The 25,927-nt window shown below is 52.7% G+C and carries 23 protein-coding genes; 8 read left to right on the forward strand and 15 right to left on the reverse strand.

The window, feature by feature from the left end:
• The first annotated feature begins 103 nt into the window (after window positions 1-103).
• The gene (locus G3M78_02700; protein QPJ64361.1) at window positions 104-1,822 is read left to right on the forward strand and encodes a histone deacetylase family protein; all 1,719 of its coding nucleotides are present in this window, start codon (window positions 104-106) and stop codon (window positions 1,820-1,822) included.
• A 230-nt stretch (window positions 1,823-2,052) separates the two neighbouring features.
• Here the strand turns inward: G3M78_02700 and G3M78_02705 are convergent, their stop codons facing one another.
• The 10 genes from G3M78_02705 to ectA form a co-directional block, all read right to left on the reverse strand.
• Window positions 2,053-5,181 (reverse strand): multidrug efflux RND transporter permease subunit, encoded by a 3,129-nt coding sequence (locus G3M78_02705; GenBank protein ID QPJ64362.1) that lies wholly within the window; start codon window positions 5,179-5,181, stop codon window positions 2,053-2,055.
• Window positions 5,182-5,256: 75 nt separating this feature from the next.
• A complete protein-coding gene (locus G3M78_02710; GenBank protein QPJ64363.1) occupies window positions 5,257-6,447 on the reverse strand; it encodes an efflux RND transporter periplasmic adaptor subunit in 1,191 nt (396 codons plus the stop codon).
• Between the two features lie 18 nt (window positions 6,448-6,465).
• Window positions 6,466-8,019, reverse strand: a complete 1,554-nt coding sequence (locus G3M78_02715) for an efflux transporter outer membrane subunit (protein ID QPJ64364.1) — start codon at window positions 8,017-8,019, stop codon at window positions 6,466-6,468.
• Window positions 8,020-8,143: 124 nt separating this feature from the next.
• Window positions 8,144-8,932 (reverse strand): ectoine/hydroxyectoine ABC transporter ATP-binding protein EhuA, encoded by a 789-nt coding sequence (gene ehuA / locus G3M78_02720; GenBank protein QPJ64365.1) that lies wholly within the window; start codon window positions 8,930-8,932, stop codon window positions 8,144-8,146.
• A complete protein-coding gene (gene ehuD / locus G3M78_02725) occupies window positions 8,922-9,581 on the reverse strand; it encodes an ectoine/hydroxyectoine ABC transporter permease subunit EhuD (protein ID QPJ64366.1) in 660 nt (219 codons plus the stop codon). Before ehuD ends, ehuA begins: the two co-directional genes overlap by 11 nt.
• Window positions 9,582-9,583: 2 nt before the next feature.
• Complete coding sequence (gene ehuC / locus G3M78_02730) at window positions 9,584-10,231, reverse strand: ectoine/hydroxyectoine ABC transporter permease subunit EhuC (protein QPJ64367.1); 648 nt, start codon at window positions 10,229-10,231, stop codon at window positions 9,584-9,586.
• Window positions 10,232-10,240: 9 nt separating this feature from the next.
• Window positions 10,241-11,134 carry an ectoine/hydroxyectoine ABC transporter substrate-binding protein EhuB gene (ehuB, locus tag G3M78_02735; GenBank protein ID QPJ64368.1) on the reverse strand — a complete coding sequence of 298 codons (894 nt, stop codon included), beginning with the start codon at window positions 11,132-11,134 and terminating at the stop codon, window positions 10,241-10,243.
• Window positions 11,135-11,296: 162 nt separating this feature from the next.
• Window positions 11,297-11,698, reverse strand: a complete 402-nt coding sequence (locus G3M78_02740; GenBank protein QPJ64369.1) for an ectoine synthase — start codon at window positions 11,696-11,698, stop codon at window positions 11,297-11,299.
• A gap of 35 nt (window positions 11,699-11,733) precedes the next feature.
• Window positions 11,734-12,993 (reverse strand): diaminobutyrate--2-oxoglutarate transaminase, encoded by a 1,260-nt coding sequence (gene ectB / locus G3M78_02745; protein ID QPJ64370.1) that lies wholly within the window; start codon window positions 12,991-12,993, stop codon window positions 11,734-11,736.
• A 21-nt stretch (window positions 12,994-13,014) separates the two neighbouring features.
• A complete protein-coding gene (gene ectA / locus G3M78_02750) occupies window positions 13,015-13,494 on the reverse strand; it encodes a diaminobutyrate acetyltransferase (protein QPJ66745.1) in 480 nt (159 codons plus the stop codon).
• A 152-nt stretch (window positions 13,495-13,646) separates the two neighbouring features.
• Between ectA and G3M78_02755 the strand changes: the two genes are divergently transcribed.
• Window positions 13,647-14,534: a LysR family transcriptional regulator gene (locus G3M78_02755; protein QPJ64371.1), complete on the forward strand. Its 888-nt coding sequence runs from the start codon at window positions 13,647-13,649 to the stop codon at window positions 14,532-14,534.
• Window positions 14,535-14,687: 153 nt separating this feature from the next.
• Window positions 14,688-15,941 (forward strand): MFS transporter, encoded by a 1,254-nt coding sequence (locus G3M78_02760; GenBank protein ID QPJ64372.1) that lies wholly within the window; start codon window positions 14,688-14,690, stop codon window positions 15,939-15,941.
• A 21-nt stretch (window positions 15,942-15,962) separates the two neighbouring features.
• Here G3M78_02760 and G3M78_02765 read toward each other — a convergent pair whose 3' ends face one another.
• Complete coding sequence (locus tag G3M78_02765) at window positions 15,963-16,823, reverse strand: pirin family protein (GenBank protein QPJ64373.1); 861 nt, start codon at window positions 16,821-16,823, stop codon at window positions 15,963-15,965.
• 39 nt (window positions 16,824-16,862) lie between these two features.
• Window positions 16,863-18,386: a hypothetical protein gene (locus G3M78_02770; protein ID QPJ64374.1), complete on the reverse strand. Its 1,524-nt coding sequence runs from the start codon at window positions 18,384-18,386 to the stop codon at window positions 16,863-16,865.
• 171 nt (window positions 18,387-18,557) lie between these two features.
• Here G3M78_02770 and G3M78_02775 point away from each other — a divergent pair, with 171 nt between their 5' ends.
• The 4 genes from G3M78_02775 to G3M78_02790 all read left to right on the forward strand — a co-directional run bounded on the left by G3M78_02775 (window position 18,558) and on the right by G3M78_02790 (window position 21,674).
• A complete protein-coding gene (locus G3M78_02775) occupies window positions 18,558-19,373 on the forward strand; it encodes a transporter substrate-binding domain-containing protein (protein ID QPJ64375.1) in 816 nt (271 codons plus the stop codon).
• 115 nt (window positions 19,374-19,488) lie between these two features.
• On the forward strand, window positions 19,489-19,983 hold the full coding sequence (locus G3M78_02780) for a hypothetical protein (protein ID QPJ64376.1): 495 nt from the start codon (window positions 19,489-19,491) through the stop codon (window positions 19,981-19,983).
• A 148-nt stretch (window positions 19,984-20,131) separates the two neighbouring features.
• On the forward strand, window positions 20,132-20,608 hold the full coding sequence (locus G3M78_02785) for a cyclic nucleotide-binding domain-containing protein (protein QPJ64377.1): 477 nt from the start codon (window positions 20,132-20,134) through the stop codon (window positions 20,606-20,608).
• Window positions 20,609-20,798: 190 nt separating this feature from the next.
• Window positions 20,799-21,674, forward strand: coding sequence for a response regulator (locus tag G3M78_02790; GenBank protein QPJ64378.1), 876 nt, complete (start codon window positions 20,799-20,801; stop codon window positions 21,672-21,674).
• A 97-nt stretch (window positions 21,675-21,771) separates the two neighbouring features.
• On the opposite strand, the gene G3M78_02795 is transcribed toward G3M78_02790, so the two are convergent.
• Window positions 21,772-23,130: a M23 family metallopeptidase gene (locus tag G3M78_02795; protein QPJ64379.1), complete on the reverse strand. Its 1,359-nt coding sequence runs from the start codon at window positions 23,128-23,130 to the stop codon at window positions 21,772-21,774.
• Window positions 23,131-23,465: 335 nt separating this feature from the next.
• Between G3M78_02795 and G3M78_02800 the strand changes: the two genes are divergently transcribed.
• Window positions 23,466-23,987, forward strand: a complete 522-nt coding sequence (locus tag G3M78_02800; protein ID QPJ64380.1) for an isoprenylcysteine carboxylmethyltransferase family protein — start codon at window positions 23,466-23,468, stop codon at window positions 23,985-23,987.
• Window positions 23,988-24,277: 290 nt separating this feature from the next.
• Here the strand turns inward: G3M78_02800 and G3M78_02805 are convergent, their stop codons facing one another.
• Together G3M78_02805 and G3M78_02810 are read right to left on the reverse strand one after the other, a co-directional pair.
• Window positions 24,278-25,354, reverse strand: coding sequence for a hybrid sensor histidine kinase/response regulator (locus G3M78_02805; GenBank protein ID QPJ64381.1), 1,077 nt, complete (start codon window positions 25,352-25,354; stop codon window positions 24,278-24,280).
• A gap of 181 nt (window positions 25,355-25,535) precedes the next feature.
• The gene (locus G3M78_02810; protein ID QPJ64382.1) at window positions 25,536-25,910 is read right to left on the reverse strand and encodes a response regulator; all 375 of its coding nucleotides are present in this window, start codon (window positions 25,908-25,910) and stop codon (window positions 25,536-25,538) included.
• Window positions 25,911-25,927 lie beyond the last annotated feature (17 nt).

The following is a 25,927-nucleotide window of genomic DNA, read 5'->3' on the forward strand; positions in this document are numbered from 1 at the left end:
GAGCTAAAGGGAGATTAAAAAGAACCGTCTAATTTTAGATGGCCCGGATTAAAAAAGATTATACTGGGTACTGTTGACTAACAATTTCTCTTCGGAAATCCTGATGATTCAGTTTCGCAGATTGTATCAAGTCTCGACGCGGCGGGATAAGGAAAGGCTCGGCGCCGTTTTAAAATTGTATCAGGAATCATTTCCATATTCTCCAGAATATGCGACGCAGATCAATGATTTTTTCAAAAAAAACCGCGAACAGGATTTCGAAGTCGTCCTGCTTCTGGCGGAAGGGCCAAAGTCGAGACTGCTCGGCTTCTCCTTCTCGTTTTATTTTCCCGACCTCGCATACGCCTATCTCGATTATCTGGTGAGCGACCCCGCCCGCAAGGACCGGGGAATCGGCGCCGCGCTGTACGACGTCACGCGCGATCATTACATCGCCTGCAAAAGCCGCGGGCTGTTCCTCGACGTACCGCCCGACGAAAAGGAAAAACTCCGCGAACCCTTCCGACTGGAAGTGAACAAACGCCGCATGGCGTTTTACGAACGCCACAACGCTCGGCCCATCATCAACACGCAATACGACTGCATCTCCAGCGCCGCCAATCAGGGACACGCCACCTTCCTGGTCTACGACGATCTGGGAAACGCCCGGCCCCTGCGTCGCGCCGATCTCAAAAAAGCCGTCGCCCGTTTTTTAGAATTCAAAGGCGGCCTGACGAAAGACGATCCCAAATTCAAGCAGATCATCCGCTCCATCAAAGACGACCCGATCCTGCTACGCGCCCCGCGCTACGGCGAGAAAGCCACGATTCCGTCCAAACACTCTTTCTTTAAAATCGACGTGGTCAACGTCGGCGACGCGCATCAGATCCACCATCTCAAGGAAAAAGGCTATGTCGAGCGCCCGGCCCGCATCCACGCGCTCCTGAAAGGCATGGAAGGTCTGGAACTGGCGTTTCACAAGGTCAAAAAATTTCCCGCCTCGCATATCAAAGCGGTTCACGATGCCGGCCTGCTCAATTTTCTGTCCAAGGCCGCGCATCGCCTGGCCCCGCGTGAATTGCTTTACCCTACGGTGTTCCCGATCCGCAAGCCGGAGCGTTTGCCCAAGCGATGGGACATGCAGGGCGGTTATTATTGCATCGACACCTTCACTCCGCTGACCTCCAACTCCTATCTCGCCGCGCGCAACGCCGCGCACGGCGCGCTTTCTGGGGCCGAGCTGATCCTCAAGGGAGCGCAGAGGGTCTATGTCCTGTGCCGCCCGCCCGGTCACCATGCCGAGCATAAGGTCTTTGGCGGCTTCTGCTACCTGAACAGCGCCGCCATCGCCGCGAATTTTTTATCAAAAGACAATCGCGTCGCGGTCATCGACATCGACTACCATCACGGCAACGGCACGCAGAATATTTTTTACCATCGCAAAGACGTTTTCTTTGTTTCCATCCACGGTCACCCGATTCAGGCCTATCCATATTTTTCCGGTTATTCAGATGAAAAAGGAGAGGGAGAAGGTTTGGGTTTTAACAGAAATTTCCCATTAAATCCGGGCGCCGACGACGCGCGTTATCTCAAAACGCTGGCGGAAGCCTGTTCGGCGATTCGGCGCTTCAAACCGGAATTTCTCGTGGTGTCCGTAGGCTACGACATCATGAAGGGAGACCCGACCGGAACGTTTATGATCACTCCGTCCGGGATGCGTCGCATCGGGGAATTGCTGGGGGGATTGCATCTGCCCATCCTTCTGGTTCAGGAGGGCGGCTACTCCTTACCGAATCTGAAAAACGGGGTCAAAAGTTTTCTAAGAGGCATCAGTCAAATATGAAAACTCTTCGCGTTCTGTAATAACTTTGAAAAGTTTTCTAAGAGGGATCAGTCAAATATGAAAACTCTTCGCGTCCTGTAATAACTTTGAAAAGTTTTCTAAGAGGCATCAGTCAAATATGAAAACTCTTTGCGTTCTGTAATAACTTTGAAAAGTTTTCTAAGAGGGATCAGCCAAATTTAACGCGTCAAGACAGACTTCAAATTCCTTAGCTTATCATTGAAAACCACTCAAGCTTCCGCTTCGGCAGGTTGAGCTTTCTTCTTTTGGAATTTTTCGGTGAGCGCCTGAACCAGATAATAAAACGACGGAACCAGCAAGGTCCCGATCACAGCGGAGGCGAACATGCCTCCAAAAACCACCATGCCCAGCGACTGACGACTGTTGGCGCCCGCGCCGGTGGCGATCACCAGCGGCAAAACGCCGAGAATGAATGAAATCGCCGTCATCATCACCGCGCGGAAACGAAGCTTCGCCGCCTGCACTGAAGAATCAAAAATGGACATTCCCTCTTCCCTCTGCGCTTTGGCAAACTCCACGATCAGAATCGCGTTTTTGGACGCCATGCCCACAAGCATGACCAGACCGATCTGGGCGTAGATATCCAGAGGCTTGCCGCTGTATTTCATCGCCAGCAAAGCTCCCGTCAAGGCGACCGGGACGGAAAGGATCACGCCCCAGGGAATCGACCAGCTTTCATACTGAGCGACGAGGAACAGGTAAACAAAAATCAAAGCCAGCCCAAAAACGATGGGACCCTGCGATCCCGCCTTGATTTCCTGATAAGACATGCCCGACCACTCAAAGCCCATGCCCTCCGGCAAAGCTGTCTCCGCCAGCTTCTCAACCGTCTGGATCGCCTGACCGCTACTGAAACCCGGCGCCGCGCTCCCGTTGATTTTTGCAGAACGGAACATATTGTATCGCGTCAAGGATTCCGGCCCGAGCATGGAAGACGTTTCTGTCAACGTACTTAGTGGCACCATCACGCCGTCCGCGCTTCGCACGTAAATCCGCCCGATATCGCCCGGTTCGTCGCGGTATTCGGATTCCGCCTGAATCATGACCCGGTAGACGCGGCCAAATTTGTTGAAGTCGTTCACATAGAGAGAACCCAGTTGCGCTTGCAGACTGTCGAAAATCTCCGACACCGGAATGCCCATGGCCTTGGCCTGCAAACGATCGATTTCGAGCGATATCTGCGGCACTTCCGCCGTGAAGGCGCTGAACACATTCGTGAGGCCCGGAGTCTGATTGGCCTCGAAAACAAAACCGCGCATCGCCGCCGACAAATCCTGCGGATCGCCGCCGCGCTTGTCCTGAAGTTGCATTTCAAATCCGCTGGCGTTTCCTAGACTGCGAATCGGAGGAGGCGTGAACGCGATCGCCCGCGCTCCAGGAATCTGGCTGGTCAATCCCCACACCCGCCCTAACAAGGCGTCGCTGGAAAGTCCCGGCTCGGTTCGCTCCGACCAGGGTTTGAGAATGCTGATCACAGTTCCGGCGTTCGGTTTGACGCCGCTGATCAAACCGGTGCCGATCAATGACACCATGTTCTCTACGCCCGGCAATTCCTTCAGCAATTCTTCCAATTCCTTAATCACCACGTCGGTGCGATTGATAGACGCGCCGTCGGGCAGTTGCAGATCGACGAAGATAACGCCCTGATCTTCCTGTGGGATGAAGGCCTTCGGCGAATTATTGAAGACCCAGTAAGCGCCGCCGGAGATCATGGCGAATAACAACACCGTGAACACGAAACGCCTCACGATCATTTTCACAAAAAACAAATAGCTTCCGGAAATGCGGTTGAATATCGCCTCGAACCAGCGCAAGGCGAACCAGGGACGCGACTCCTGCTTTCGTAGCAAGGTCGCGCACAGAGCAGGACTCAGGGTCAGGGCGTTGAGCGAGGACAAAGACACGGCGAAGGCGATGGTCACGGAAAATTGCCGATACAGTTCGCCGGAAATACCCGGCATGAAAGCGATGGGCACAAACACCGCCAGCAAAACCAGCGTCGTCGCGATGATCGGACCGAACACCTCACTCATGGCTTGGCGCGTCGCCTCTTTCGGCGCCAGTCCTTCCGCCAGATGACGTTGCACGTTTTCAACCACGACGATGGCGTCGTCCACAACAATACCGATCGCCAGCACCAGCGCGAACAGGGACAGGGAATTGATGGAATAACCCATCGCCTGCAACAGGGCGAAGGTCCCGATCAGCGACACCGGAATCGCCAGCGCCGGGATGAGCGTTGCGCGCCAGTCCTGAATAAAAATGTAAACCACCAAAACCACAAGAAGCAATGCGATGAACAGCGTTTCCACCAGCTCCGAGAGCGAACTGTCGATGAATTTCGTCGCGTCGTAACCGATGATGTATTTCATATCATCAGGGAAACTTTTTGAAAGCTCCGTCATCGTCTCTTTAATGCCCTTGGCGACTTCCAGCGCATTCGCGTCCGGCAATTGATAAATCGCGAAGTTGACGGTGGGCGCCTGATTCAGGCGGGAAAAAGTTTCGAAGGTCTGCGCGCTGAGTTCGATGCGCGCGATGTCGCGCATGCGGACGACCGAACCGTCGGCCTTGGCCAGAATGATGATGTTTTCAAACTCAGATACGTCCGAAAGCCTGCCCTTCGCCTGAATCGTGTACTGGAACTGCTGATCGGGAGACGAAGGCGCCTGTCCCACCTGCCCTGCGGCGGCCTGCAAATTCTGGTCTCGTATCGACTCCACCACATCGTTCGTGGTGATGCCCAGGTTCACCATCTGGTCCGGGTCCAGCCAGATGCGAATGGAATAATCCAGAGCGCCAAAGATGGAAACCTTGCTGACTCCCGGCACGCGCGACAAGACGTCCTTGATGTTGATGGAAATGTAGTTGCTCAGAAATAATTGGTCGTAGGTCAGGTTGGGCGAGGAGAAACAAATGATCTGCAAAAACTCAGGCGCCTGCTTCTGTACGGACACGCCGGAACGGTTCACTTCTTCCGGCAGGGTCGGCGTCGCCAGCGACACGCGATTTTGCACGTTCACCGCCGCCATGTCCGCGTCGGTCCCAATTTCAAAGGTGATGTCCAGCGTGTAGGTCCCGCTGTCCGTGCTTTTGGACGACATATAAATCATGTCTTCAACGCCGTTCACCTGAGCTTCAATCGGAATCGCCACGGCGCTCTCAAGCACAGCGGCGCTCGCTCCAGGATAAGACGCGCGCACCTGCACCACCGGCGGAGCAATCTGAGGATAGAGAGAGACTGGCAGTTGCGGCAGGGACGCCAGCCCGGCGATGACAATGACGATGGATATAACGAAAGCGAAACGCGGGCGCTCGATAAAAAAATTGCTGAACATATTAGCGGTTACCTGGTCGATGCAGGCCCGAATCCAGAAAACGGGCTGTTAGATTGATGCGCCCTGACAATGCGCTCACGATTGTTCATGGGAGGAGGTTTGCACAGCCACGCCCGGCCGCACTTTCTGCAGGCCCTGCGTGATCACCCTTTCTCCAATTTCCAGACCTTCCTTGACGATCCATTTGACGCCGTGTTTCTCGCCCACCTTGATGGCTCGCTTGTGGACGCGATTCTCTCCGTCCACCACCAGCACAAATTTTCCGCCCTGATCCTGTTGGATCGCCATCTGCGGGATCACCTTTTCAGTGCGGACTTCATCGCGTTTCACGAATACTTTCACGAACTGTCCCGGCAACAGCAGGCGCAGGGTGTGCGGTATATCCGCCTTGCCGGGTAGCACGTTCATTCCCGGATTGGGAAACACCGCGCGGATGGTGATGGTGCCGGTCTTCTCGTCGACAAGATGGCTGACAAAGTCTTCGGTTCCATCAAAGGAATACATGGTTCCGTTCGGCAACTGCAATTTAGGCGTGAAGGTCGTCGCCTTGCCCTTTTTGATCTGATTCTGAAATTCGGTCAGCACCGCCCCCGCGCTGACGGTGAAGAGCACATACATCGGGTCCATCTGCACCATCGTCGCCAAAGTCCCGGTATCCGGCGTCACCAGATTGCCTTCGTTGATCGACACCCGACCGATGCGTCCGTCTATCGGCGCGTAAATTTCCGTGTAGCTGAGATCCAGCTTGGCCTGATCCTCGTTGGCGGTGGCCTCCATCAATCCTGCCTCGGCCTTGAGGAAATCGCTTTCCGCCTTGTCCAGATCCGATTGCGAGACGCCGCCTTTGCGCACGGATTGAAGACGTTTCAAATACGCTTCGGCATTTTCATAACCGGCGCGGGCTTCTGCAACCTTGGCCTGAGCCGCCTTCAATGCGATCTTATAAGGAGCCTGTTCTATCACAAACAGTCGCGTTCCCTTTTTGATATCCTCGCCTTCCTTGAAATTCCTTTGCTCCAGATAGCCCGGCACACGGGACACGAGATTGACCGTTTTAATCGCCGCCGTGCGCCCGACCAGTTCATGAGTGCGCGTCACTTTTTCATGAATCACCGGCGTTACGGTGACTGCAGGCAAAGGCTTCTCCGCCGCAGGAGGAGCGGCGACGCTGGGCTTGTCCTCGCACCCGGACAAAACAAGGGACGCCGCAATGCAGAGCGCGCCGAAAAAAAACTGTCTGTGATCGTTCACTGTTCGCTTCCTCATCGTATGCTGTATTTCCGCTTAGGAATTAGGCGAGGGTTGTTGTTGCGCATCCGCCATCAAGGGTTTCCATCCGCCGCCCAGGGCCTTGAAGAGCCGTATTAAATTTGAAACCACGCGACCTTCGCTGATCGCCAGTTGATCCTGAAAAGTAAATAAAGATCGTTCGGCTTCAAGGACGCCGAGAAAATTTGCCAGGCCCGCCGTGTACAGTTCGCGCGACAAGTCCGCCGCCCGTCGCGCCGACTCAATGGACTTGAGAAGCGATTGCCGACGCACCTGCTCTTCCGCATAATCGACCAGCGCGTTCTCCACATCCTTGACGGCGGTGAGCACCGCGCTCTCGTACTGAATCAAGGCCTGTTCCTGAAGCTCGTCCTGCACCGCAATATTCTGTCGTATACGCCCCGAGTCGAATATATTCCAGGTAACCTTGGGGCCGATCTGAAAGGCCGCCGCAGGCCCCGTGAAAAAACTGGAAGCGCTCAGCGACTCCAGTCCCACCGAACCGAACAAGGTGAGCTTCGGATACAGGTCCGCCGTGGCGACGCCAATGCGCGCCGTTTGCGCGGCCAGCAAACGCTCGGCGCTACGGACGTCGGGTCGGCGTCGCAATAGATCGGCGGGCACGCCGACGACCACGTCGATGGGAGTCACGGGAACTTTTTTAAATTCTTCCAACTCCTTCTTGAACGTTCCGGGGAATTCGCCCAGCAGAACCGTCAGACCATTCTTGGCCTGTTCAATGCCCGTTTTCAAAGTCGGGATTTCCGAGCGCGTGCTTTCCAGGTTGTATTTCGCCTGCTCCAGAGTCAGCGTCGTCGTCAGCCCCGAATCCAGACGATCCTGCACGATCTGCAAGGTTTCTTCCTGTGATTTGCGATTGCTTTCCGCCGCTTCCAGACGCGCCTGAAAAGAACGAATCTCGATATAGTTGAGCGCGACTTCGGAAACCAGCGTCACCAGCGTGTCGTTCAACTGCTCCTCGCGCGCCTGCACCGTCGCCTCGGCGGATTCGATCGAACGCTGAATCCCGCCAAACAAATCCACTTCCCAACTGGCGTCGAATCCCGCCGAATACAGCGTGGTCGCCGCTCCGGTTGACGATTCCTCGCTGGTCTGCTGGCGGCTGGTCGCGCCACGCGCGTCGATGGTCGGAAAACGGTCCGCCTGCGCGATGCCGCGCCGCGCCCGTTCTTCCCTGACGCGGGAAAGAGCCAGCTTGAGATCCAGATTGCCTTTCACCGCCAGGTCCACAAAGCGGCTCAACAGAGGGTCTTCCAAGGTCTTCCACCAGTCGGACAGCATTTCCGCAGTCACCCGTTTGACGGGAACCTGCAATTCATCCGCCGTCTTTTCCGATTCCGCCCTTTCGGTCCCGGCTTCATCGGCCTCAAAAGTTTTCTGTTCGACTTTCGTGTTGAATTCTTCCGGCGTTTTGGTTTCGGGAGGGACATAGTCCGGCCCGACGGTTGCGCAACCGGCGCACAGCCCGAACGCAAGGCATCTCAAAAACAGAACGCCCCGGCTCACCTGCCGAGGCTTTGTTCGGTCTATTCGTTTACTTGAAATCATCCACAATTCCAGAAAAGAGTCTTTATTAGGAAGAAGTATTATAGCAAAGCTTGCTTTGCGATATCAGAAAATAGGCCGCGTCTGGAAAGAATCTGTGCTTTTCGATGAGGGTAGTCGACCTGTCTCAGGTCGCTTCAAGCACCGTCTTGAGGAAGTTGCGCGTGCGCTCGTGTTCGGGCTGATTGAATAATTGCGCGGGCGGGCCTTCTTCCACAATGGCTCCGTGTTCCATGAAAATCACACGGTCGGCAAATTCCTGGGCGAAATGCATTTGATGGGTGACCAGCAACATGGTCATGTCTGTGGTGTGCGCCAGATTTTTCAAAACCGCCAGAACTTCTGCGGACAGCTCCGGGTCGAGCGCCGAGGTGACTTCATCGAACAGCATGATCTTCGGTTGCATTCCCAAAGCGCGAGCGATCGCAACGCGCTGTTTTTGTCCGCCGGACAACTGAGCCGGGTAGGAATCGACCTTGTTTTGAAGGCCCACCAGACCCAGTAATTTCATGGCCCGCTCTTCGGCTTCCTCTTTCGAAAGTTTCAACACATGGATCGGCGCTTCGGTGATATTGCGCAGGACCGTCATATGGGGAAAGAGATTGAAACTTTGAAACACCATCCCCACCTTGGAGCGAATTTTTGAAACGCTCTCTTCCGTGAGCGAGGCGTTGTCCTTGCCCCCACTCCGATCCAGCAGGAGGTCGCCGTCGATGAGAACCCGCCCCGAGTCGATGGACTCCAGCGTCATCAATATCCTGAGTATGGTGGATTTGCCCGATCCGCTCGGCCCGATCAGGGCGATCTTGCGCGAGGGTTGGACTTCCAGGTCCATGTCTTTCAGCACCGTCGTGTCGCCGAAACTCTTGCACACTTTCTGCAATTGAATGGCTGGCGGCGTGTTATCACTGGGCATAACGTCTCTCCAAATATCGGGTCATTCTCGAGGCCAACAAACTGAGCATTAAAAATAGCAAACCCACCAGAGTCAGCGGTTCGATGTAACGAAAGGTCTCCGAACCGATCAATTTGGCCGTCTGCAATAATTCCAGCACCGTGATCGCCGACAGCATGGGCGTGTCCTTGAGCATCGCGATCACATAATTGCCGACCGCCGGAATGATCGGCGGCAGGGCTTGCGGTAAGATTATAGACCTGAAGGTATGGGCTTTGCTCATATTCAAGGCCTTCGCCGCTTCCCATTGCCCTTCCTGTACGCTGTCGATGCCGGCCCGATAGACCTCCGCAAGGTAGGCGCTGTAGTGCAGGCCCAGAGCCAGAACGCCGGTTTGAAACGCGTTCAGTCGGAATCCTGTTTCGGGCAGGACATAAAACAGAAAATAAATCTGCACCAGCAGGGGCGTGCTTCGAATGAATTCCACTACCGTCGTCGTCGACCAGTACACCGCGCGATTTTTGGATTTCCTCAGGACCGCCCAGACCAGCCCCAGAGCCAGCGCCGCGATCATCCCCAAAACCGTCGCCAGTACGGTGATCCAAAGCGCGCCGCCCAACTCAGGCAGAAGACTCCATGCGTAGCTCCAGTCGAATATTCTATCGTTCATGGTCAGTCCCTGACATAAGAAAATTTCTGTTCCAGACAGCGCACCCCGTAGGTGATGCACAGGGAAACCATGAAGTACAAGAGCAGGACCAGTCCAAAAATTTCCAGCGACTGATGCGTCGCGGCGCGCAACATCTGACCCTTGAAGGTCAGTTCGGCGAGCGTGATCATCGACACCAGCGCGGTGCTCTTCAACAATTCGATCAGTAAATTACCGGCGGGCGGCAGGATGGCGACAAAGGCCTGCGGAAGAATGATGCGCCTCAAGGTCTGGGCTCTTGTAAAGTTCAGCGCCTTGGCGGCTTCGTACTGCGTTTTGTGAACCGACTGCACCGCGCCGCGCACAATCTCTGCGCCGTAGGCCCCGATATGCAGGCCCAGCACCAGAATTCCAACCGTCAAGGCGTCCAGCTTCAAGCCAAAATGCGGAAGAACGTAGTAGAACCAGAACAATTGCACCAGCGCCGAGGTGCCGCGAAAAATTTCGATATAACAGGAAGCGGGAAAAGAAATGAGGGGATTGCTTGAAAGACGCGCCAGACCGGCGAGCAAGGCGGCAGGCCCTGCGACCAGCGCCGCGCCGGCGGTGAGTAACAGGGTGAGCTTCAGACCGCTCCACAAAGCGGGCGCCCATTGCAGAATCTCCGTCAAGGTCTCGCCCTATCCATTGTCCGATGCGGCCCCGCTTGCGCAGAGGGCGTCCGCCGTTACGCTTCCAGGCAATGTGGATTTTGAAAAGCCGAAGGGTTGCACCAGTTTGAGGTGATCGGGAGAACCTAGAAATTTTGCCAGACCTTCGTTCACCGCCGCGATCAGCTCGCCGTCTTCTTTCCTGAGCGCGAAGGCGCCGTATCCATAAACGGGCTCGCCGTTGATGACCGGATCCTGAAAGGGTTCGGCGCGTTCAATGTCTGCGTCGTTGGCTTTTTCAAGCAGGGTCTGGATGGTCAAATGCGTCGCCGCATAAGCGTCCACGCGTCCCGCCTGCAATCCGGCGAGCGCGCCCAGATCGTCTGGAAATATTTTGATGCGATCCCTCGGGACGCCCAAAGCCGTTGCATAGTTCAACTCGACGGTTCCGGCGACGACGCCCAATTTGACCGAATCGTTTTTGGCGACGTCTTCATAACTGTGCAGGTTTTTCGCGTTGCCTTTTTTTACGATGAAGCCTTCGCCGATGCGATAGGTCGGGTTGGAGAACGCCGCTTCCAGACAGCGCTCCGGCGTGATGTACATGCCCGCGGCGATCACATCGAAACGCTTCGCCTGCAATCCGGGGATGAGCGATCCAAATTCCGTCAACACGCCTTCAATATTTTTGATGCCCATGTCCTGAAACACGCGACGGGCAATGCTCGGCGCCTCGCCGGTCAGTTGGCCCAGCTCCGGATCGTAGTAAGCGTAAGGCGCTTCGTTGGCGTAACCGACGCGGATCGTTCCGCTCGCCTTGGCCTGGGCCAGAGTCGACAGAACAGGGCTGTTAGTAGAAGAAGAATCCTGACAAGCGGAAAGAATGATTGCAGTGAAGATCAACAAAGCGGCGAAACGCGCCATACACAAAACCCGGTTTAAAAGATTGCAGAGAAAAAACCCTCCCGACAGGCAAACCTGCGGGAGGGAGTTTTTTAAAAAACTGTAGCTTCAATAATCCTGAAATATCGCGCCCGAAAGAATGAGCCTATCTCATTTCAGACAAAGACATCAAAAATCCAACCCTCAGCGGGAGACTTCGGACACGTCTTCGAGAGGATACGCGCCCTCGGAGTCATGAACTTCCTGACCTGTGAGCGGCGGATTGAAAACGCAAATCAAGCGCAATCCGGTTTCGGTGCGCAGGATATGCTTCTCGTTGCCATCGAGCGCGTAGATGGTGCCCGGTTCAATGACGTGTTTTTTGCCATCCGTCAAATCTTCCACTTCGCCCGTCCCCTCGATGCAATACACCGATTCAACGTGATTCTTGTACCACATATGCGTTTCGGTGCCGGGGTGAATGCGGGTATCGTGAAAGGAAAAACCCATACCGTCTTTTTTCAACAGGATGCGACGGCTGGTCCAGGTCTCGCCGGACACGGCGTTTTCTGAACCCTCGATCTCTTCAAGTTTTCTAACAATCATGTTTTCCTCAATGAGTGAATGATAAAGTCTTGAAACTAGGCCAGAGCCTTGCCCTGGGTGATGCCGATGCACTCGCCAAGGATATTGAGCCCCTTCCTCAATTCTTCCTCACTGATGACCAGCGGAGGCAAGAGTTTGAAGACGTCGCTGTCTGCGCCGGAAGTTTCCGCCAGCAGATTATTCTCGAAGCAAGCCTTGGACAACAAGGGACCGTTGCCTTCCACATTGAAGACGATGCCGTAAATAAAACCGCGACCGCGAATCTCCCGGATCTCATCGGGATAAGCGTCTTTCAAATCATTCAGGTATTCCTGAATGATGGCGCCCTTGCGCAGTATTTCATTGGAAAAATCATCGTTTTCCCAATACTTCAGCGCTTCCGTCGCCGTGACAAAGGCCAGGTTGTTGCCGCGAAAAGTGCCATTGTGTTCGCCCGGCTCCCAGATATCATGCTCCGGTTTGATGAGGCACAGGGCCATCGGCAGACCGTAACCGCTGATCGATTTGGACAGGCAGATGATGTCCGGCTGAATATTCATTTTCTCAAAGCTGAAAAACGTTCCGGTGCGTCCGCATCCCGCCTGAATGTCGTCGACAATGAACAACATATTATATTTTTTGCACAGGGCCTGGAGTTTCTCCAGCCATTCTGCGCTGGCGACGTTGATGCCGCCTTCCGCCTGAACGGTTTCCACAATCGCCGCCGCAGGCAAATCCACGCCGCTACCGCTACTCTCCAGCATCCGATCCATGTACTCGATGGTGTCCACCTCGTCTCCGAAGTAACCGTCGTAAGGCATGCAGATGGTGTTTGTGAGCGGCAGACCCGCGCCTTCGCGCTTGAACTGATTGCCGGAAATGGACAGCGAACCCAGCGTCATGCCGTGAAACGCTTGCGTGAAGAACAACATTTTTTCGCGTCCCGTCACTTTCCTCGCCAGCTTGAGAGCGCTTTCGACAGCGTTGGTTCCCGTCGGTCCAGGAAACTGAACCTTGTAAGACATATTTCTCGGCGTCAGGATCGTGTCCTTGAATTTTTGCAGGAAAACACCCTTCGCTACGGTCGACATATCCAGACCATGCGTTACATTGTCCTCCATCAGGTACTCCAGCAAACGCGCCTTCATGGCTGTCGGGTTGTGGCCGTAGTTCAACGCTCCGGCTCCTGCAAAAAAATCGAGATATCGATTGCCTTCCTGATCGAACATATAGCACCCCTTCGCTTTTTCAAACGTTGTAGGGAATGCACGACAATAGGATCGAACTTCTGACTCAATATCTTCAAAAATATTCATTGGTAAAGTTACCTTTTTTAGTTACGGATTCAGCGGTCCGATTCGGAACAACGGTTCCTCCTCATGCCCGCTCTCATTAAATAATTTTTCGTCAAAATAATTCTGGACGGTGATTTCGCATTGCAAATCGCTGGCGAGACTTCTGAACAAAGCCTCTGAAGCGGCATTTGAGGGGGAGATCGTCGTTTCAATGAATTGAAATTCAGGATCGTAGTCGCGCCGCAATAAGTGGTTCAACATGGAACGCGCAATGCCTTGCTTGCGTTTGTGTTCCGATACCGCGATTTGCCAGATGAAAAGATGGTCCTGACGCTTGGGATCTCGAAAGCCTGTAATGAAACCGACGGGTTCGTCCTTATCGACGGCGACCACGCAGGTCTCTGAAAATTTTTCGCAGAGCAGAACATAGTGATAGCAGGAATTAACATCCAGATTCCCGGATCGCTTGGCCAACTGATACAGAGCCGCTCCGTCTTGCACAACAGGTTTTCTAAAATCGATCAAACGCTGAATACGCACCTTTCCCTAAAACTCGTTTGCGAAACAATATGATGTATCTATTATCCACATTTTATGAAACAATTTAAGTTGAATTTACATAAGATATACATCGGTTTTACTAACCCATAAAAACGCGACCCGATTTTTCGAAAATGTACGAGCTTCCAAACTTTCGTCACCTCTACTATTTCTGGACCATTGCGCGCGAAGGTTCCATCAAAAAGGCGGGCGCCAAGCTGAATCTCACCCCCTCCGGGCTGAGCGAACAGTTGCGTTTGCTGGAGGAATATTTCGGCAAGCAATTGTTTGAACGCAAAACGCGAAAACTGATTCTCAACGATACGGGGAAAATTGTGTTCGAGCGTTGCACAAATATTTTCAATCAGACCGAGGACATGAGCCTGACGGTCAAGCAGAAGGTCCCTCAGCGCCGGACGCGCATCCGGGTCGGGGTCCTGCCTTCTCTGTCCTCTTCTCACATTCACGAGTTTGTCGTGCCTCTACTCAAGGACAAATCGGTTTCGGTGGTCGTTATTGAAAACCCGCTGGATGAATTGATTTACCAACTCGATCAGGGGGCGCTTGAAATCGTACTGAGCGATCGCGCCGTGGAGAAAAAATTCAGGAAAATCACCAGTTACCGACTGAAACCCAGGAAAATCATTGTCGTCGCCACGCCCAAGTTCGCCCACCTGAAAAAAAAATTTCCGCACTCACTTTCCGGCGCGCCCATCATGCAGTTGACTCGCCACAGTCAGATCCGCGATGAAATCGATCGTTATTTCACCAAACACCAGATCAATCCGCAGATCATCGGCGAAGCCGACGACGTGACGCTACTGCGACTCGGCGCCGAGAAGGGTCTCTGCGTTGCGGTATTGCCGCAGAACACCGTCAACGAAGCCTTGTCGCAGAAAAAGCTCATCAAGCTGGGAGAATTGAGCGGCGTGAATTCCGACATGTGGGCGATGGCGCGATCCGATTCATCGCGCATGTCCATCATCAGCAAAACCATCCAGCGTTTCATTTCGATCAAATAATCCTGCATACCCTTTCCGGTTTCCGGTCGCGCAGGCCCTGGTCCGCTTTCTGGAATTATGTTTGATTAATTAGCTCAAATGTGGAAGATTCCTAAGGCTGGAGTTCGTTTTTATTTTCTCCTCGAATCAATCACGCCTCTACATCAGGTCGCAATGTTCTCATCAATTTACGCCCTCTGGTTTTTATTCGCCGGCATCGCTCTGATCATGCTCGGCAACGGACTGCAAGGAACCCTGCTCGGGGTTCGCGCGGGTCTGGAGGGCTTCATGACCGTCGAAACCGGTTTGATCATGTCGGCCTATTACCTCGGCTTTCTCCTCGGTTCCGTCGCGACCTCGCGCATCGTTAAAAAAGTGGGGCATATCCGCACCTTCGCGGCGCTGGCGTCCGTCGCTTCGGCGATGGTTCTCATGCATTCCGTTTTCACCAACCCGTCTGCATGGTTTGTCATCCGCATTGGCACGGGCTTTTGTTTTGCCGGGCTGGCGGTGGTGACGGAGAGCTGGCTCAATTATTATTCCACCAATAAAATGCGCGGCTGGCTGTTTTCTATTTATATGGTGGTCCAGTTATCCGGGCTGGCGGCGGGACAATTTCTGCTCAATCTCAGCGATCCCGGCGGCTACAGCCTGTTCATACTGATCTCTATCCTCGTTTCTCTTGCCGTGGTGCCGATTTTGCTGACCTCCACGCCCGGTCCGGTCATCGCCGAATTCACCAAGGTTGGCATCAAAAAATTGTACGAAATTTCACCTCTGGGACTGGTCGGCACCTTTGGCGTGGGCATCGCTCACGGTTCCTTCCTCGGCATGGGCGCGGTGTACGCTCAAATGGCCGGGTTCGCGCAGGATCAGGTTGCGGCCTTCATGGCCACCCTGATTTTTGGCGGCGTGGTTCTGCAATTGCCGATCGGTCGCCTTTCGGATCACCTCGACCGTCGCACGGTGTTGACGGGCGTGTCTTTTCTTGCGACGGTTTCCGCTCTGGTCTGCCTGGCGGTGGGCGAAACATCCATCACTGCGCTCTTCATTTTCACCTTTTTGTTTGGCGGGCTGTCGCTGTCGCTTTATTCGCTCTGCGTGTCGCACACCAACGATTATCTGCAACCCGATCAGATGGTGATGGCCAGCGGCAGTCTGACTCTGGTTGTGGGGGTGGGCGCCTGCCTCGGTCCTCTGACCGTATCAGCGGCGATGAGGTGGCTGGGGCCGGGCGGATTCTTTATTTATCTGGCGTTGATTCATGGCGCGATCGCAGGCTTCGCGGTGTATCGCGTGTTCATGCGCAAGGCGGTTCCGCTGGAAGACCAGAATCCTTTCATACCGCTGACCTCGCGTGTGACGCCGGTGGCGGCGGTTGTCGTTCCTGAAACGATTGAAGCAGAAGAGACGCAAAGCAAGCCCTAGTTGTTACCGAGGCGAAGCGTTTCAGGCCAGACCCATTCTTCCCTTCTCGTAATCTTCGATGGCCTTCAACAACTCCGCGCGGGTGTTCATGACGAAGGGGCCGTAATGCGCGACCGGTTCGTTCAGCGCCTGACCGCTGAGAAGCAACACCATAGACTCTTCCTTCGCCGCAAGGCGAATGCGCTCGCCTTTTGAATCAAAAGCGGCCATTCCCGCCTCTTCCAGCGTTTCGGCGTCGTTGACCTGAACCGAACCTTCGAGAACCACGAGCATGGCGGTGAAACCTTGCGGAAATTCGATATCCGCAGAGGCGCCGGATTGCAAACGCGCTTCCCAGACATTCACCGGAGTGAAGGTCTTCGCCGGACCGGGTTGGTCCTGATAACTCCCCGCAATGACGCGCAAACTTCCCGCTCCGTTTTCAAGGGGCAGGGATGGAATCTGCGCCTTGAGTATTTCCTGATACTGCGGCGCCGTCATCTTGTCTTTCGCCGGAAGGTTGACCCAGAGCTGAATCATCTGCAAAGTCCCGCCGTTTTTGGTGAACTCGGCGGAATGCATTTCTTCATGAAGCAGTCCGGAACCTGCCGTCATCCATTGCACGTCGCCCGGCCCGATCTTGCCTTGATTGCCCACCGTGTCCTTATGCTCGACTTCGCCGCGATAGACCAGAGTCACCGTTTCAAAACCGCGATGCGGATGAAGGCGGACGCCTTTCGCCGTCGATGAGGGAGGGAATTCCGCCGGCCCTGCATAATCCAGAAGCAGAAAGGGACTGATGGGGAATTCCGCATCGTCAAACGCAAACAGGCTTCGCACCGGAAAGCCATCACCCACCCAATGACTCGCAGGCGGTTTTTTAATTTTCAGAATTTCTTTCATCGTTCCACCTTGTTCCCTTCCAGTTAAACGCGCAGAAACTCAGGCATCCTGCGCTTCTCTTTTTCTCGTCAAAACCTGCTCCAGCTCGGAGAGACTGTTCTCCAATCGTTCCATTTTATCAAAGCGGGTTCTGTCTTTTGTGATCTTTATTCTCAACGCATTCAATTCCCAGAACGCGCGTTGCGGATCGTTCAGCTTTTTCCACAGCATTCCCCCGAGCGAAAAGCGGGCTTCCAGCTCATCAGGAAAGCGTTTCACAATCTCGCGCAAGACGGTTTCCGCCATTCTGTAGTCTTCCGTATGATAAAAGCCATTGACCTGATCGTATAATTTTTTCACCGTGTCTTCAGGCGTATTGACCTCCGGCCACCATTTGATATAGGCCTTGCGCAGTCCCCAGACGCCGAAAATAACGCCGCCCAGAACGCTCAATCCAGTCAGAAGAAATTCATTGGAACCTGCATCCTTGCCGGTCTCTTCTCCCAGCATTTCAGGCTCGGCTTGTTCCACAACCTCATTTGCCTCACCCGCTTTGGGCGATGGCGCGGACCTTGCTTCGGGACTCGCCGCAACAGGCGCATCGGCGGCGGATGGCGCTTCGGGCATGTCAATTGGCAGGTTGCCGACCACTTCCACCACGTCTTCCGCCGACAGATTCGCCGCCATTCCTGACAGCCCTTTCGCGGCTGATGCCATGATGGCAAGGTTTTCCGCCGTCGAATTTGTCGCTTGCTCTCCTTGCTTATCCATTCCCACGGATGCCGCGCTCACAGGTGGCGCGCCTTCAAAATAGTCTTGCGGATTGACCTCAGGGCCGCCCGCCATGCCCGCCTGACCGACGGCGTCTTTCAAACTGTCAGGCACGCCGGACATTTTCGCTACATTTTGACTGAGGGATTCGGCGGATTTCGAAATTTCCGCTGAACTGGGAACGTTTGGTCCTCCCGATGGCGGCGCGGCTTCCTGATTCGCCATCTCTGCAACGGCGGATTCCGCTTGCGACGCGAGCTGGTTGAAGGCTTCCTGGCCCGGAGCCGCGGAGGACGCAACCTGAGCCAGCTTTTGCGATGCCGCTTTCACCGTTTCCGAATCGATGGATGGAGCGACCCCGCTTTCGGAACCAGAAAAATTTTCTTTCATTTGTTGCGATGCGGCTTTCACAAGGTCTGAATCGAGAGCGGATGCAAGCCCGCCTGCGGTATTGGATAAATTCTCTTTCAAATGTTGTGATGCCGATTCGTTGCTCCCCGATTCGAGGGATGGGCGGGGGCCGTCTGACGAATTGGCAAAACCCTCTTCCGGCGCTAACGCCCTGTTCATGGGATCGTCGCTGAGGGGATTGCCTTGTTTCGGCCCCCCGGCAGAATCTGCCGGGCCGGGTGTGTCGACGATTTGACCTGTCGCGGCGCCCGGCGCGGGAGAATTCACAACGGGCGACTGTAGATTCGCTTGTTGATGCTGAGGCTCGGTCGTCTCCGGCGCAATGAGGTTGTAGACGCCCGCAAAGCAGGCGAGATACATTCCGATGCTGGTGACATAAAGTAGTAGATTAGGGGTTCTCATGAACCGTAGTCGCCTTTCGCTGGATGGCTCTCATTCTATTCACAATTTTATTGCGAAACAAGGAAGGAGCCGTTTTATTTATCAGTGAAAAGTGGCGGAGAGCGATCGATTGCTTTATGATGCAAGCTTTGCCCTGGACGCTCTGATTTTTTACCCAATCCCATTTTATTCATGAAAATTTTTCAAAATTTCCTGATCGTTTTACTATTTTGCCCGATCCTCCTGACAACGGCTTGCTCGGAACCGGAGCCGACGGCCTCCGCTCCCAAAAAGAAATGGATCGCGGCAGTGGACACCACCTTCATTCCCATGGCTTTCATTAACGACCGCAATGAAAAAGACGGCTTCGAAGTCGATCTGATCCACGCCATTGCGGAAGAAGCAGGGCATGAAGTCGAGATCATCGACGTCGAATGGGGCGGTTTGTTCGGCGGCTTGATCACCGGAAAATTTGATATGTTGATTTCTTCCATAACGATTCTGGAAGAGCGGAAAAAGAAATTTGCCTTCAGCATTCCTTACCTTGAAAGCGGAGTCGCCTTGCTGGCGCGCAAGGACCTGGGGGAGATTTCAGGACTGGAAGATTTGGAAAGCAAGGATGGGCTGGCCGGAGCGCAGATCAACACCACCTCCTACTTTTATCTGAATCAGTTTGAAAAAGTCCCGCAAAAAGCCTATGAAAAAATCGGGCACGCTCTCATCGATCTGATCAATGGAGGAATCGTCGCGGTTCTCGGCGACACCACCCAGATCAATTATTTCTACAATCAAAATGAAGAGTTGCGGCAGATATCGCACATTGTCGGCCAGAGACTGACCTCTGAATCCTACGGCATCGTTTTTCGCCAGGACAGCGCCGAATTGATTCACACGGTGAATTCAGCGATTACCGCTCTTGTCGAAAAGGGACGTTTGAAGGAGTTGCACGACAAATGGAATCTGGGGGAATTTGCCACGGTTCCAACGCCTCAATCAAAGACAAAATAATACTAGGAATTCATCTTACAAAATAAATAGGAATACACCCTATATTTTTCCCCGCGCCGTTTTACTACTCTTCATACTGATAGCAAGTAACAATTCGTTCCCGGAGTTCTGACGCATGCACTGGAAAACGGCTGAGCAAATTGCCAATCATTACGATCTGGACGCAACTTATGACGCTGACTGCATCCAGTTCGATATCTGGCTGGCCCTGCCTTATTTAAAAGGCGAGACCACAAAGGCTCTGCCCCGAAGCCAGCAATGCCTGCATCTCAATCATGCCATCGAAGCGCAGGCTTCGTTCAGCCTCGACCTGTCTAGCCCGACGGCTTTCGTGAACGATTGCCAATTTGCCCTGACAGATATGATCCTCACCCGCGCCAACTCCCTGCGACCGGTGTTCCAACTGAGCTATCTCCCGCCGCGCAAGGAATTACAATTGCTGTTTTTGCGTCCAGGGAATTATCGGCTGACTTTCTGTCGGCCCTGGACCCAACAGAAAGAAGAGCTGAACCTTAAAATCACTCCGGCGACTCAATCGCCCGCCCCCTCCAATTTCTCGCCGAGCTTGAAAATCTCATCCTGGATAGACGGCGACCTGCCTTTGCGCTAAAAAATAGTCTTCCTCAGGAATTGCTTTCGACCCTGCTTCCCAAATACTTTTTTTGCTACAATTTATTCAACAAAAAGCCGTTGCGAATCCTCTCTCATTCCTTTTAAATAGAAGTATTGAAACAATTCAAACAGAATGGACGACACCGATGGAATCGAAAGAAATTATCGCGCTCATGGATAATATTTCCTTCTTCGACGATTTTTCTGAGGGGGAAAAGGAGACGCTTTCTCGTATCGAAAATCATATTCTGTCCCCCGACCCAGGCGACTTGATCATTCGACAGGGAGACACGGATTCAACTATATTCGTGCTTATCAAAGGCCAGGTTGCCATCACCCGAAATGAAATTCCCGGGGAGGAGTTGAACACGCTGTCGGCGGGCGCGGTGTTTGGCGAGGTTCCCCTGATCACCGGCTCAGCCCGATCCACTAATGTCATGGCCAAAGAGTCGGTCGTCCTGCTTAAAATGGACGGATACCTGTTCAACAATCTGGACCCCGCCATTCTTAACAAGTTTAAAGATCAATTGCTCAAACTCCTGATCAAACGCATGGGGGAAATGAACGAAGCGATGGCGAAACTCAAACAGGAAAACCTAGGCACTTACGTGAGAAAAAACTAACTTTGGCATAGCGCAATCCAGCGATACGAAGGCTCTAGTTCAACATGATTCCCCATCGGGAATTGCGACCTCCTCTAAGCCAACTCTTTGATTGTTCTTTCGAGCCAAATAGAGCTTTGATATATCCATTTTTTACTTTAATCTAAGTTGGAATTTGAGAATCATTATTAATGACGCATAGAGAAATTTCATGAATCTGGATGATCAATGGAAAGCCAAGCTCAAAGGCAAGACTCTGCTTTTGGTCGATGACACGCCGCAGAATATCGACGTTCTACGCAGACTGCTGGAGGGCAACGACTTCAATATTTCCGTTGCCCTGAATGGAACTTCCGCAATTGAAATCGCCAAGAAAGTCAAACCTCTGCTGATTCTGCTGGACGTGATGATGCCGGGCATCGACGGATTTGAAACCTGTCGTCAGTTGAAGGCGATGGAAGAGACCAAACACATTCCCATCATCTTCATCACCGCTTTGACAAATATTGAATCCATCGTCAAGGCTTTTGAATGCGGCGGCTGTGATTACGTTTCCAAGCCCTTCCAGCAGGACGAAGTTCTTTATCGCGTAGCGACACAGCTCAAGCTCAGCGTGCTACTGACCGAAACTCGAGAATTGAATCAAAAACTGGACCTGCAAAATGAAGAATTGATCGAGGCCCATAATATCTATCGCAATGTCGTCGAATGCGTTTCCGATGGCGTGTTCCGGCTGGATGCCGATCAAAACATCATCCAGGCCAACCCGAAATTCTGCGCTTCCCTCGGCTTTGACGAAAAGCAACTTTTGGGAAAGTCCATCAAGGAAATCGCCAATCTCTCCGACCCGGAAAGCATGGTCCCTCAACTGGCCACCCGACGGGGCGGCGACCGCGCCACTCACGGACTATCGGTGCAGTTCTGCGTTAACAAGCAATCTCCGATCTGGGCCGACCGAAAATACCACACCTACCTCGTCGAATCCTTCGGCATCTGGAACCTGCCCAACGACGTCGTCTATAAAAAAAATACGGACAAGAAATTTCTTGGAAGCCTTTGCATCCTCAGAGAACCGCCGAAAAAATAGAGAACAGGCGGCGCTGTGGCAGTGGAAGGTTTACAGCGGTGAATTGAGAGAGGAATGTGTTTCAAAACAGGCGGGGTAATTTTTAAACTGTTGAATCTCAGGTGGTCGTAGGCTCTGGATAGCCCAGAACCAGCATGCCCTGCCGCGCAGTCAACTGAAAGGCCGTCATGTTTTCTTCATCCAGGGGAGGTCCGCCTGGCGACTGAAAGGTCAGAGGATTGATCGACTTGCCATTCTTGCGCAAGTGGAAACACAGGTGAGGTCCCGTCGCCGCTCCGGTCGAACCGACATAACCGATGACCTGCCCCTGCTGAACTTTCTTTCCCACCGACAAGCCCGTTTGATACCTCGACAGATGCGAATACGAACTGACGAAGCCATTGCGGTGCTTCAGCTTGATATGCTTGCCGGAACGCGAGTTTCTGGAAACGCTCATCACTTCGCCGTCGCTGATCGCGTAAATCGGAGTTCCCCGGGGCGCCGCGTAATCGACCGCCCGGTGCGGCAAATGCTTTTTGTAAATCGGATGAAAGCGCTTGCCGGTGAAACCGGAGGTGATGCGCGTATACTTTAAAGGACTCTTTAAAAACTGTTTCTTCAAGGGTCGGCTGTCCGGCGCGTAATAACCGCCAATCCCGCCATCTGGCTCAAAATAGACCGCCGCCATACTTTCCCCTTTGTTGAAAAAAGTCGCCGCTCTGATTCTTCCAAACCCGGCCGCCTGGTTGTCGCGCATTTTCTTTTCGACGATGATTTTAAAGGAATCGCCTTTGCGAAGGTCCTTAAAAAAATTGATTTGCCAGGCGAAAATTTCCTCCAGATCCAGAGCCGTCTGATAATTCCCCCCCGCGTCCAGCACGGCGGAAATCAGGTTGTCCTGAATGCGTCCTTCCAGCACTTCCAACTGAATATCGTATTGAGTTTCGATGAAGCGGGCGTTGAATTCCTCCCCATCCCGCTCTACGCTCAACTTCAAATTATTATCAACCTGATAGACGAAGGAAACCAATTCCTTATCGTTCGTCATTTCGATGGAATAGGATTTACCTGAACGCAGGCGGTTCCAGTTATAAACCGAACGGGTTTGCCGCGCCAGCTTGAGCGAGGTCTCCAGAGACACGCCCTTGCGCCCCAGCAATTGAGTCAAACTCTCGTTACGCGCAACGGTTCCCTTAAAATGTAGATTGGACGGCGGCGCTTCGACTTCCGCCTCGACGACCGCTTCGATTTCCGGTTCCGGAACGGTCAACGCCGGCAAGGGGGTCGTGTCCAGTTTCACCGGCTGAATTATTTTCACGGAACGCGGCGGAGTTTCTGCAGGAAAATGAGTCCAGGCCCCAATCGCCAGCACGCTGGACAGAACGATTCCGGCGCCCCAGAATTGTCGGCTCCAAAGAAATCGTTTCGCTGAATTGGACGGCGAATTCACGTCTCCTTTTTCCTCAGAATATGACATGCAACTTTTCTCCTGATAATTGGCCCCGTTGCAAAACCGACGGGAAATCAGCGGCGGGAAATTGTGGAAGATAAATACAAGACACTACTTGGAAGCGGCGAATGCCGACAGGGGGTCATCAGGCGTTTATCATATTTTTCAAATACTTGGCCTAAGCCCTGGTTATCTATAGTAAAAGCGCATGAGCGCTTGAAATCACATTTCCCAAAAAAACAGAATGGAATTGTCCCATTTTTCCGCGCAATAGTCAATGGAACTATCTGAAAAATAGACTTTTCCGAGCTTTTATGGCAAGATGCGCTTTCCGCAATACTGAATAAGGATTTGGCTGGGCCATGAAATTGTCACGATCCCTGATCTTCGCGTTCTTCCTGTTTCCATTCAACGTCATGGGCGTCATTCCCGGAATCCTGCTCTGGCTATCCCAGAAAGGTCGGGTTCTGGAGTTTTTTGACATGCACTTCAGTCCCTTCCGAACGGCGGCCGCTCTCCTGCTCATCGGACTCGGCGTCTATCTGTGTTGGAAAACCGTTTCGCTATTCACAACCCACGGAGACGGCACGCCCGCCCCCTTCGATCCGCCCAAAAAGCTGGTCGCGCTGGGTATTTACCGCCATACGCGGAATCCGATGATGTTGGGCGTATGGTATGTATTGCTGGGCGAGGCGGCCTTGTTTGGCTCCACTCCCATTTTCCTTTGGGGGCTTTTGTTTATTCTGGGCTGTCTGGTTCTCATCCCCTTCTGGGAAGAACCCGATCTGGAAAAACGCTTTGGAGCCTCTTACCTGACTTACAAAAACAACGTGCCGCGCTGGTTGCCAAGGATCAAAGCCTGGGACGGAAGGAGCGCTTCGTGAAATGTTTTTTTAATCAATGCGCGCTTAGCGATACTCAATTATATGGGGAGAAACAGCTATGAATGAACCCAAAGAAAAATTTTCAATTTTCGACTGGTTCGGCTTCGCTATCGGGGTCGTCGTCGTCAGCTTCATTTTGTTTATCTTGATATGGCCGATGATCGACCCGACGCCGGAACAATCCTCCACGCTGGAGAAAAATTTAGATCATTTCAAGAAGCAGTGAATTACGGTTCGAAAATGCCGGAACAAGGAAGGCTGGCAAGCGCGGCTGAATTTTCAGAAAATTCTCAGGCGGGCGCGTCCAGAGGCAGGCAAAAATAAAACGAGCTTCCACGGCCGACTTCGCTCGTAACCCCAACCTCGCCGCCGTGCGCGTTGACGATTTTTTTCACAATAGCCAGACCCAGTCCCGTGCTACTTTCCCCGGCGGTTGGCCGACTGCTCAATTTTTGAAACTCTCCAAACAACTGGCTGATTTCATCCTCTGAAATTCCGGGTCCCTCATCCACGACTTCGATACGCGCCTTATTTTCCGACTGTTTTAAACGGACGCGGATGACGGTTCCCTGGGGAGAAAATTTGATCGCGTTGCTGATAAAATTGTCCAACACCTGCCCCATTCGTTCGAAATCGAATTGAACCGAAGGCAAGGATTCCAACTCGCTGAGAATCTGGATTTCTTTCTTTTTCGCAATATTTTTATTCAGATGCACCCGACGTTCAACCAGCTTTCCAAGATCATTGGGCTTCAACGTTAGTTTTAATTTCCCGCTTTCGATCTGTGAAATGTCCAGAAGATCATTCAAAATCGTCAACATCTCGTTGCTCACGGAATGAATCAATTCCTTGTACTCAATTTGCGATTCGACATCAAGATCTTCGTCCTTCAACAACTCGCTGAATCCGCGGATGCACACGAGTGGGTTTCTCAAATCGTGAGCCGCCATGCCAAGAAATACATTCTTGGCTTCAACAAGTTTTTGATTCTCCTGATCGACTCGTCTCAATCTCAGTTGTGTCGTAACGCGCGCGATCACCTCTTCAAGGCGGAAGGGCTTGACGACGTAATCAACCGCGCCAAGATCGAATCCTTCCACGATATCCTCAGTCTCATTTTTTGCGCTGATGAAAATGACGGGAATGTCGCGAGTCGCCTCGTCCTCCTTGAGCGCCTTGCAAACTTCAAAACCGCTGAGTCCCGGCATCATGATATCCAGCAAGACCAGATCGGGCTGGGATCTTCTGATATTCTCCAGCGCCACATCGCCGCTCGTCGCAATGAAAATCTCAAGACCCTGATCGGCAAACACCCGGTGCAATATCTGAATATTGGCGGGCGTGTCATCCGCAAGCAGGATCTTCATACCTCTAAACTCTTCAGGAATATCAGCCATGTCCAGGTTTCAAATAGAATTAAGCGAAATCAATGTTTTATTAAACATCCCATTATTCTTTCTCAACAAACGACCCATCGAAATCAAAGAGAACCTCAAATAATTAAAATGCAAACCGACTCCGGCAGACCTCGCCCGACTTTCAACAGACTTACTTTAAAACGTCATCAATTTTATCCTGCAAGGTTTCCACATCAAAGGGTTTGATGATATAACCCTGCACGCCCATTTTGATCGCCTTGAGAACATTATCTTTTTCGTTCACGCTCGTCACCATCAAAAACGGAACGCCTGTAATCAGCTCTCTCTCCGTGATCAACTGATAAAATTCCAAACCCGTCATTTGAGGCATGTTCCAATCTGAAATGACCAGATCAAATTTTTCAATGCATAACTTTTGGATGGCTTTTTCTGCGCTATCCACATCAGTCAGGTTCTCATAACCAATTTTTTGCAGATAGCCCATTAGCAGTTTTCGAGCCGGAAGTTCATCATCAACTATCAAAATTTTAGCGTCAAAGTTCATAACGATAATCCCAGGCG

Source organism: Candidatus Nitrohelix vancouverensis (genome assembly GCA_015698305.1).
GTDB lineage: Bacteria > Nitrospinota > Nitrospinia > Nitrospinales > VA-1 > Nitrohelix > Nitrohelix vancouverensis.

Coding starts and splice junctions, on each gene's coding strand:
- G3M78_02715 (QPJ64364.1), bottom strand. CDS start 8,019: ATGATTTCAAGTAAACGAATAGACCGAACAAAGCCTCGGCAGGTGAGC.
- G3M78_02800 (QPJ64380.1), top strand. CDS start 23,466: ATGAAATTGTCACGATCCCTGATCTTCGCGTTCTTCCTGTTTCCATTC.
- ehuB (QPJ64368.1), bottom strand. CDS start 11,134: ATGGCGCGTTTCGCCGCTTTGTTGATCTTCACTGCAATCATTCTTTCC.
- G3M78_02775 (QPJ64375.1), top strand. CDS start 18,558: ATGAAAATTTTTCAAAATTTCCTGATCGTTTTACTATTTTGCCCGATC.
- G3M78_02765 (QPJ64373.1), bottom strand. CDS start 16,823: ATGAAAGAAATTCTGAAAATTAAAAAACCGCCTGCGAGTCATTGGGTG.
- G3M78_02805 (QPJ64381.1), bottom strand. CDS start 25,354: ATGAAGATCCTGCTTGCGGATGACACGCCCGCCAATATTCAGATATTG.
- G3M78_02810 (QPJ64382.1), bottom strand. CDS start 25,910: ATGAACTTTGACGCTAAAATTTTGATAGTTGATGATGAACTTCCGGCT.
- G3M78_02705 (QPJ64362.1), bottom strand. CDS start 5,181: ATGTTCAGCAATTTTTTTATCGAGCGCCCGCGTTTCGCTTTCGTTATA.
- G3M78_02760 (QPJ64372.1), top strand. CDS start 14,688: ATGTTCTCATCAATTTACGCCCTCTGGTTTTTATTCGCCGGCATCGCT.
- ectB (QPJ64370.1), bottom strand. CDS start 12,993: ATGAATATTTTTGAAGATATTGAGTCAGAAGTTCGATCCTATTGTCGT.
- ehuD (QPJ64366.1), bottom strand. CDS start 9,581: ATGAACGATAGAATATTCGACTGGAGCTACGCATGGAGTCTTCTGCCT.
- G3M78_02740 (QPJ64369.1), bottom strand. CDS start 11,698: ATGATTGTTAGAAAACTTGAAGAGATCGAGGGTTCAGAAAACGCCGTG.
- G3M78_02755 (QPJ64371.1), top strand. CDS start 13,647: ATGTACGAGCTTCCAAACTTTCGTCACCTCTACTATTTCTGGACCATT.
- G3M78_02770 (QPJ64374.1), bottom strand. CDS start 18,386: ATGAGAACCCCTAATCTACTACTTTATGTCACCAGCATCGGAATGTAT.
- ehuA (QPJ64365.1), bottom strand. CDS start 8,932: ATGCCCAGTGATAACACGCCGCCAGCCATTCAATTGCAGAAAGTGTGC.
- G3M78_02700 (QPJ64361.1), top strand. CDS start 104: ATGATTCAGTTTCGCAGATTGTATCAAGTCTCGACGCGGCGGGATAAG.
- G3M78_02710 (QPJ64363.1), bottom strand. CDS start 6,447: ATGAGGAAGCGAACAGTGAACGATCACAGACAGTTTTTTTTCGGCGCG.
- G3M78_02780 (QPJ64376.1), top strand. CDS start 19,489: ATGCACTGGAAAACGGCTGAGCAAATTGCCAATCATTACGATCTGGAC.
- G3M78_02795 (QPJ64379.1), bottom strand. CDS start 23,130: ATGTCATATTCTGAGGAAAAAGGAGACGTGAATTCGCCGTCCAATTCA.
- G3M78_02785 (QPJ64377.1), top strand. CDS start 20,132: ATGGAATCGAAAGAAATTATCGCGCTCATGGATAATATTTCCTTCTTC.
- G3M78_02790 (QPJ64378.1), top strand. CDS start 20,799: ATGAATCTGGATGATCAATGGAAAGCCAAGCTCAAAGGCAAGACTCTG.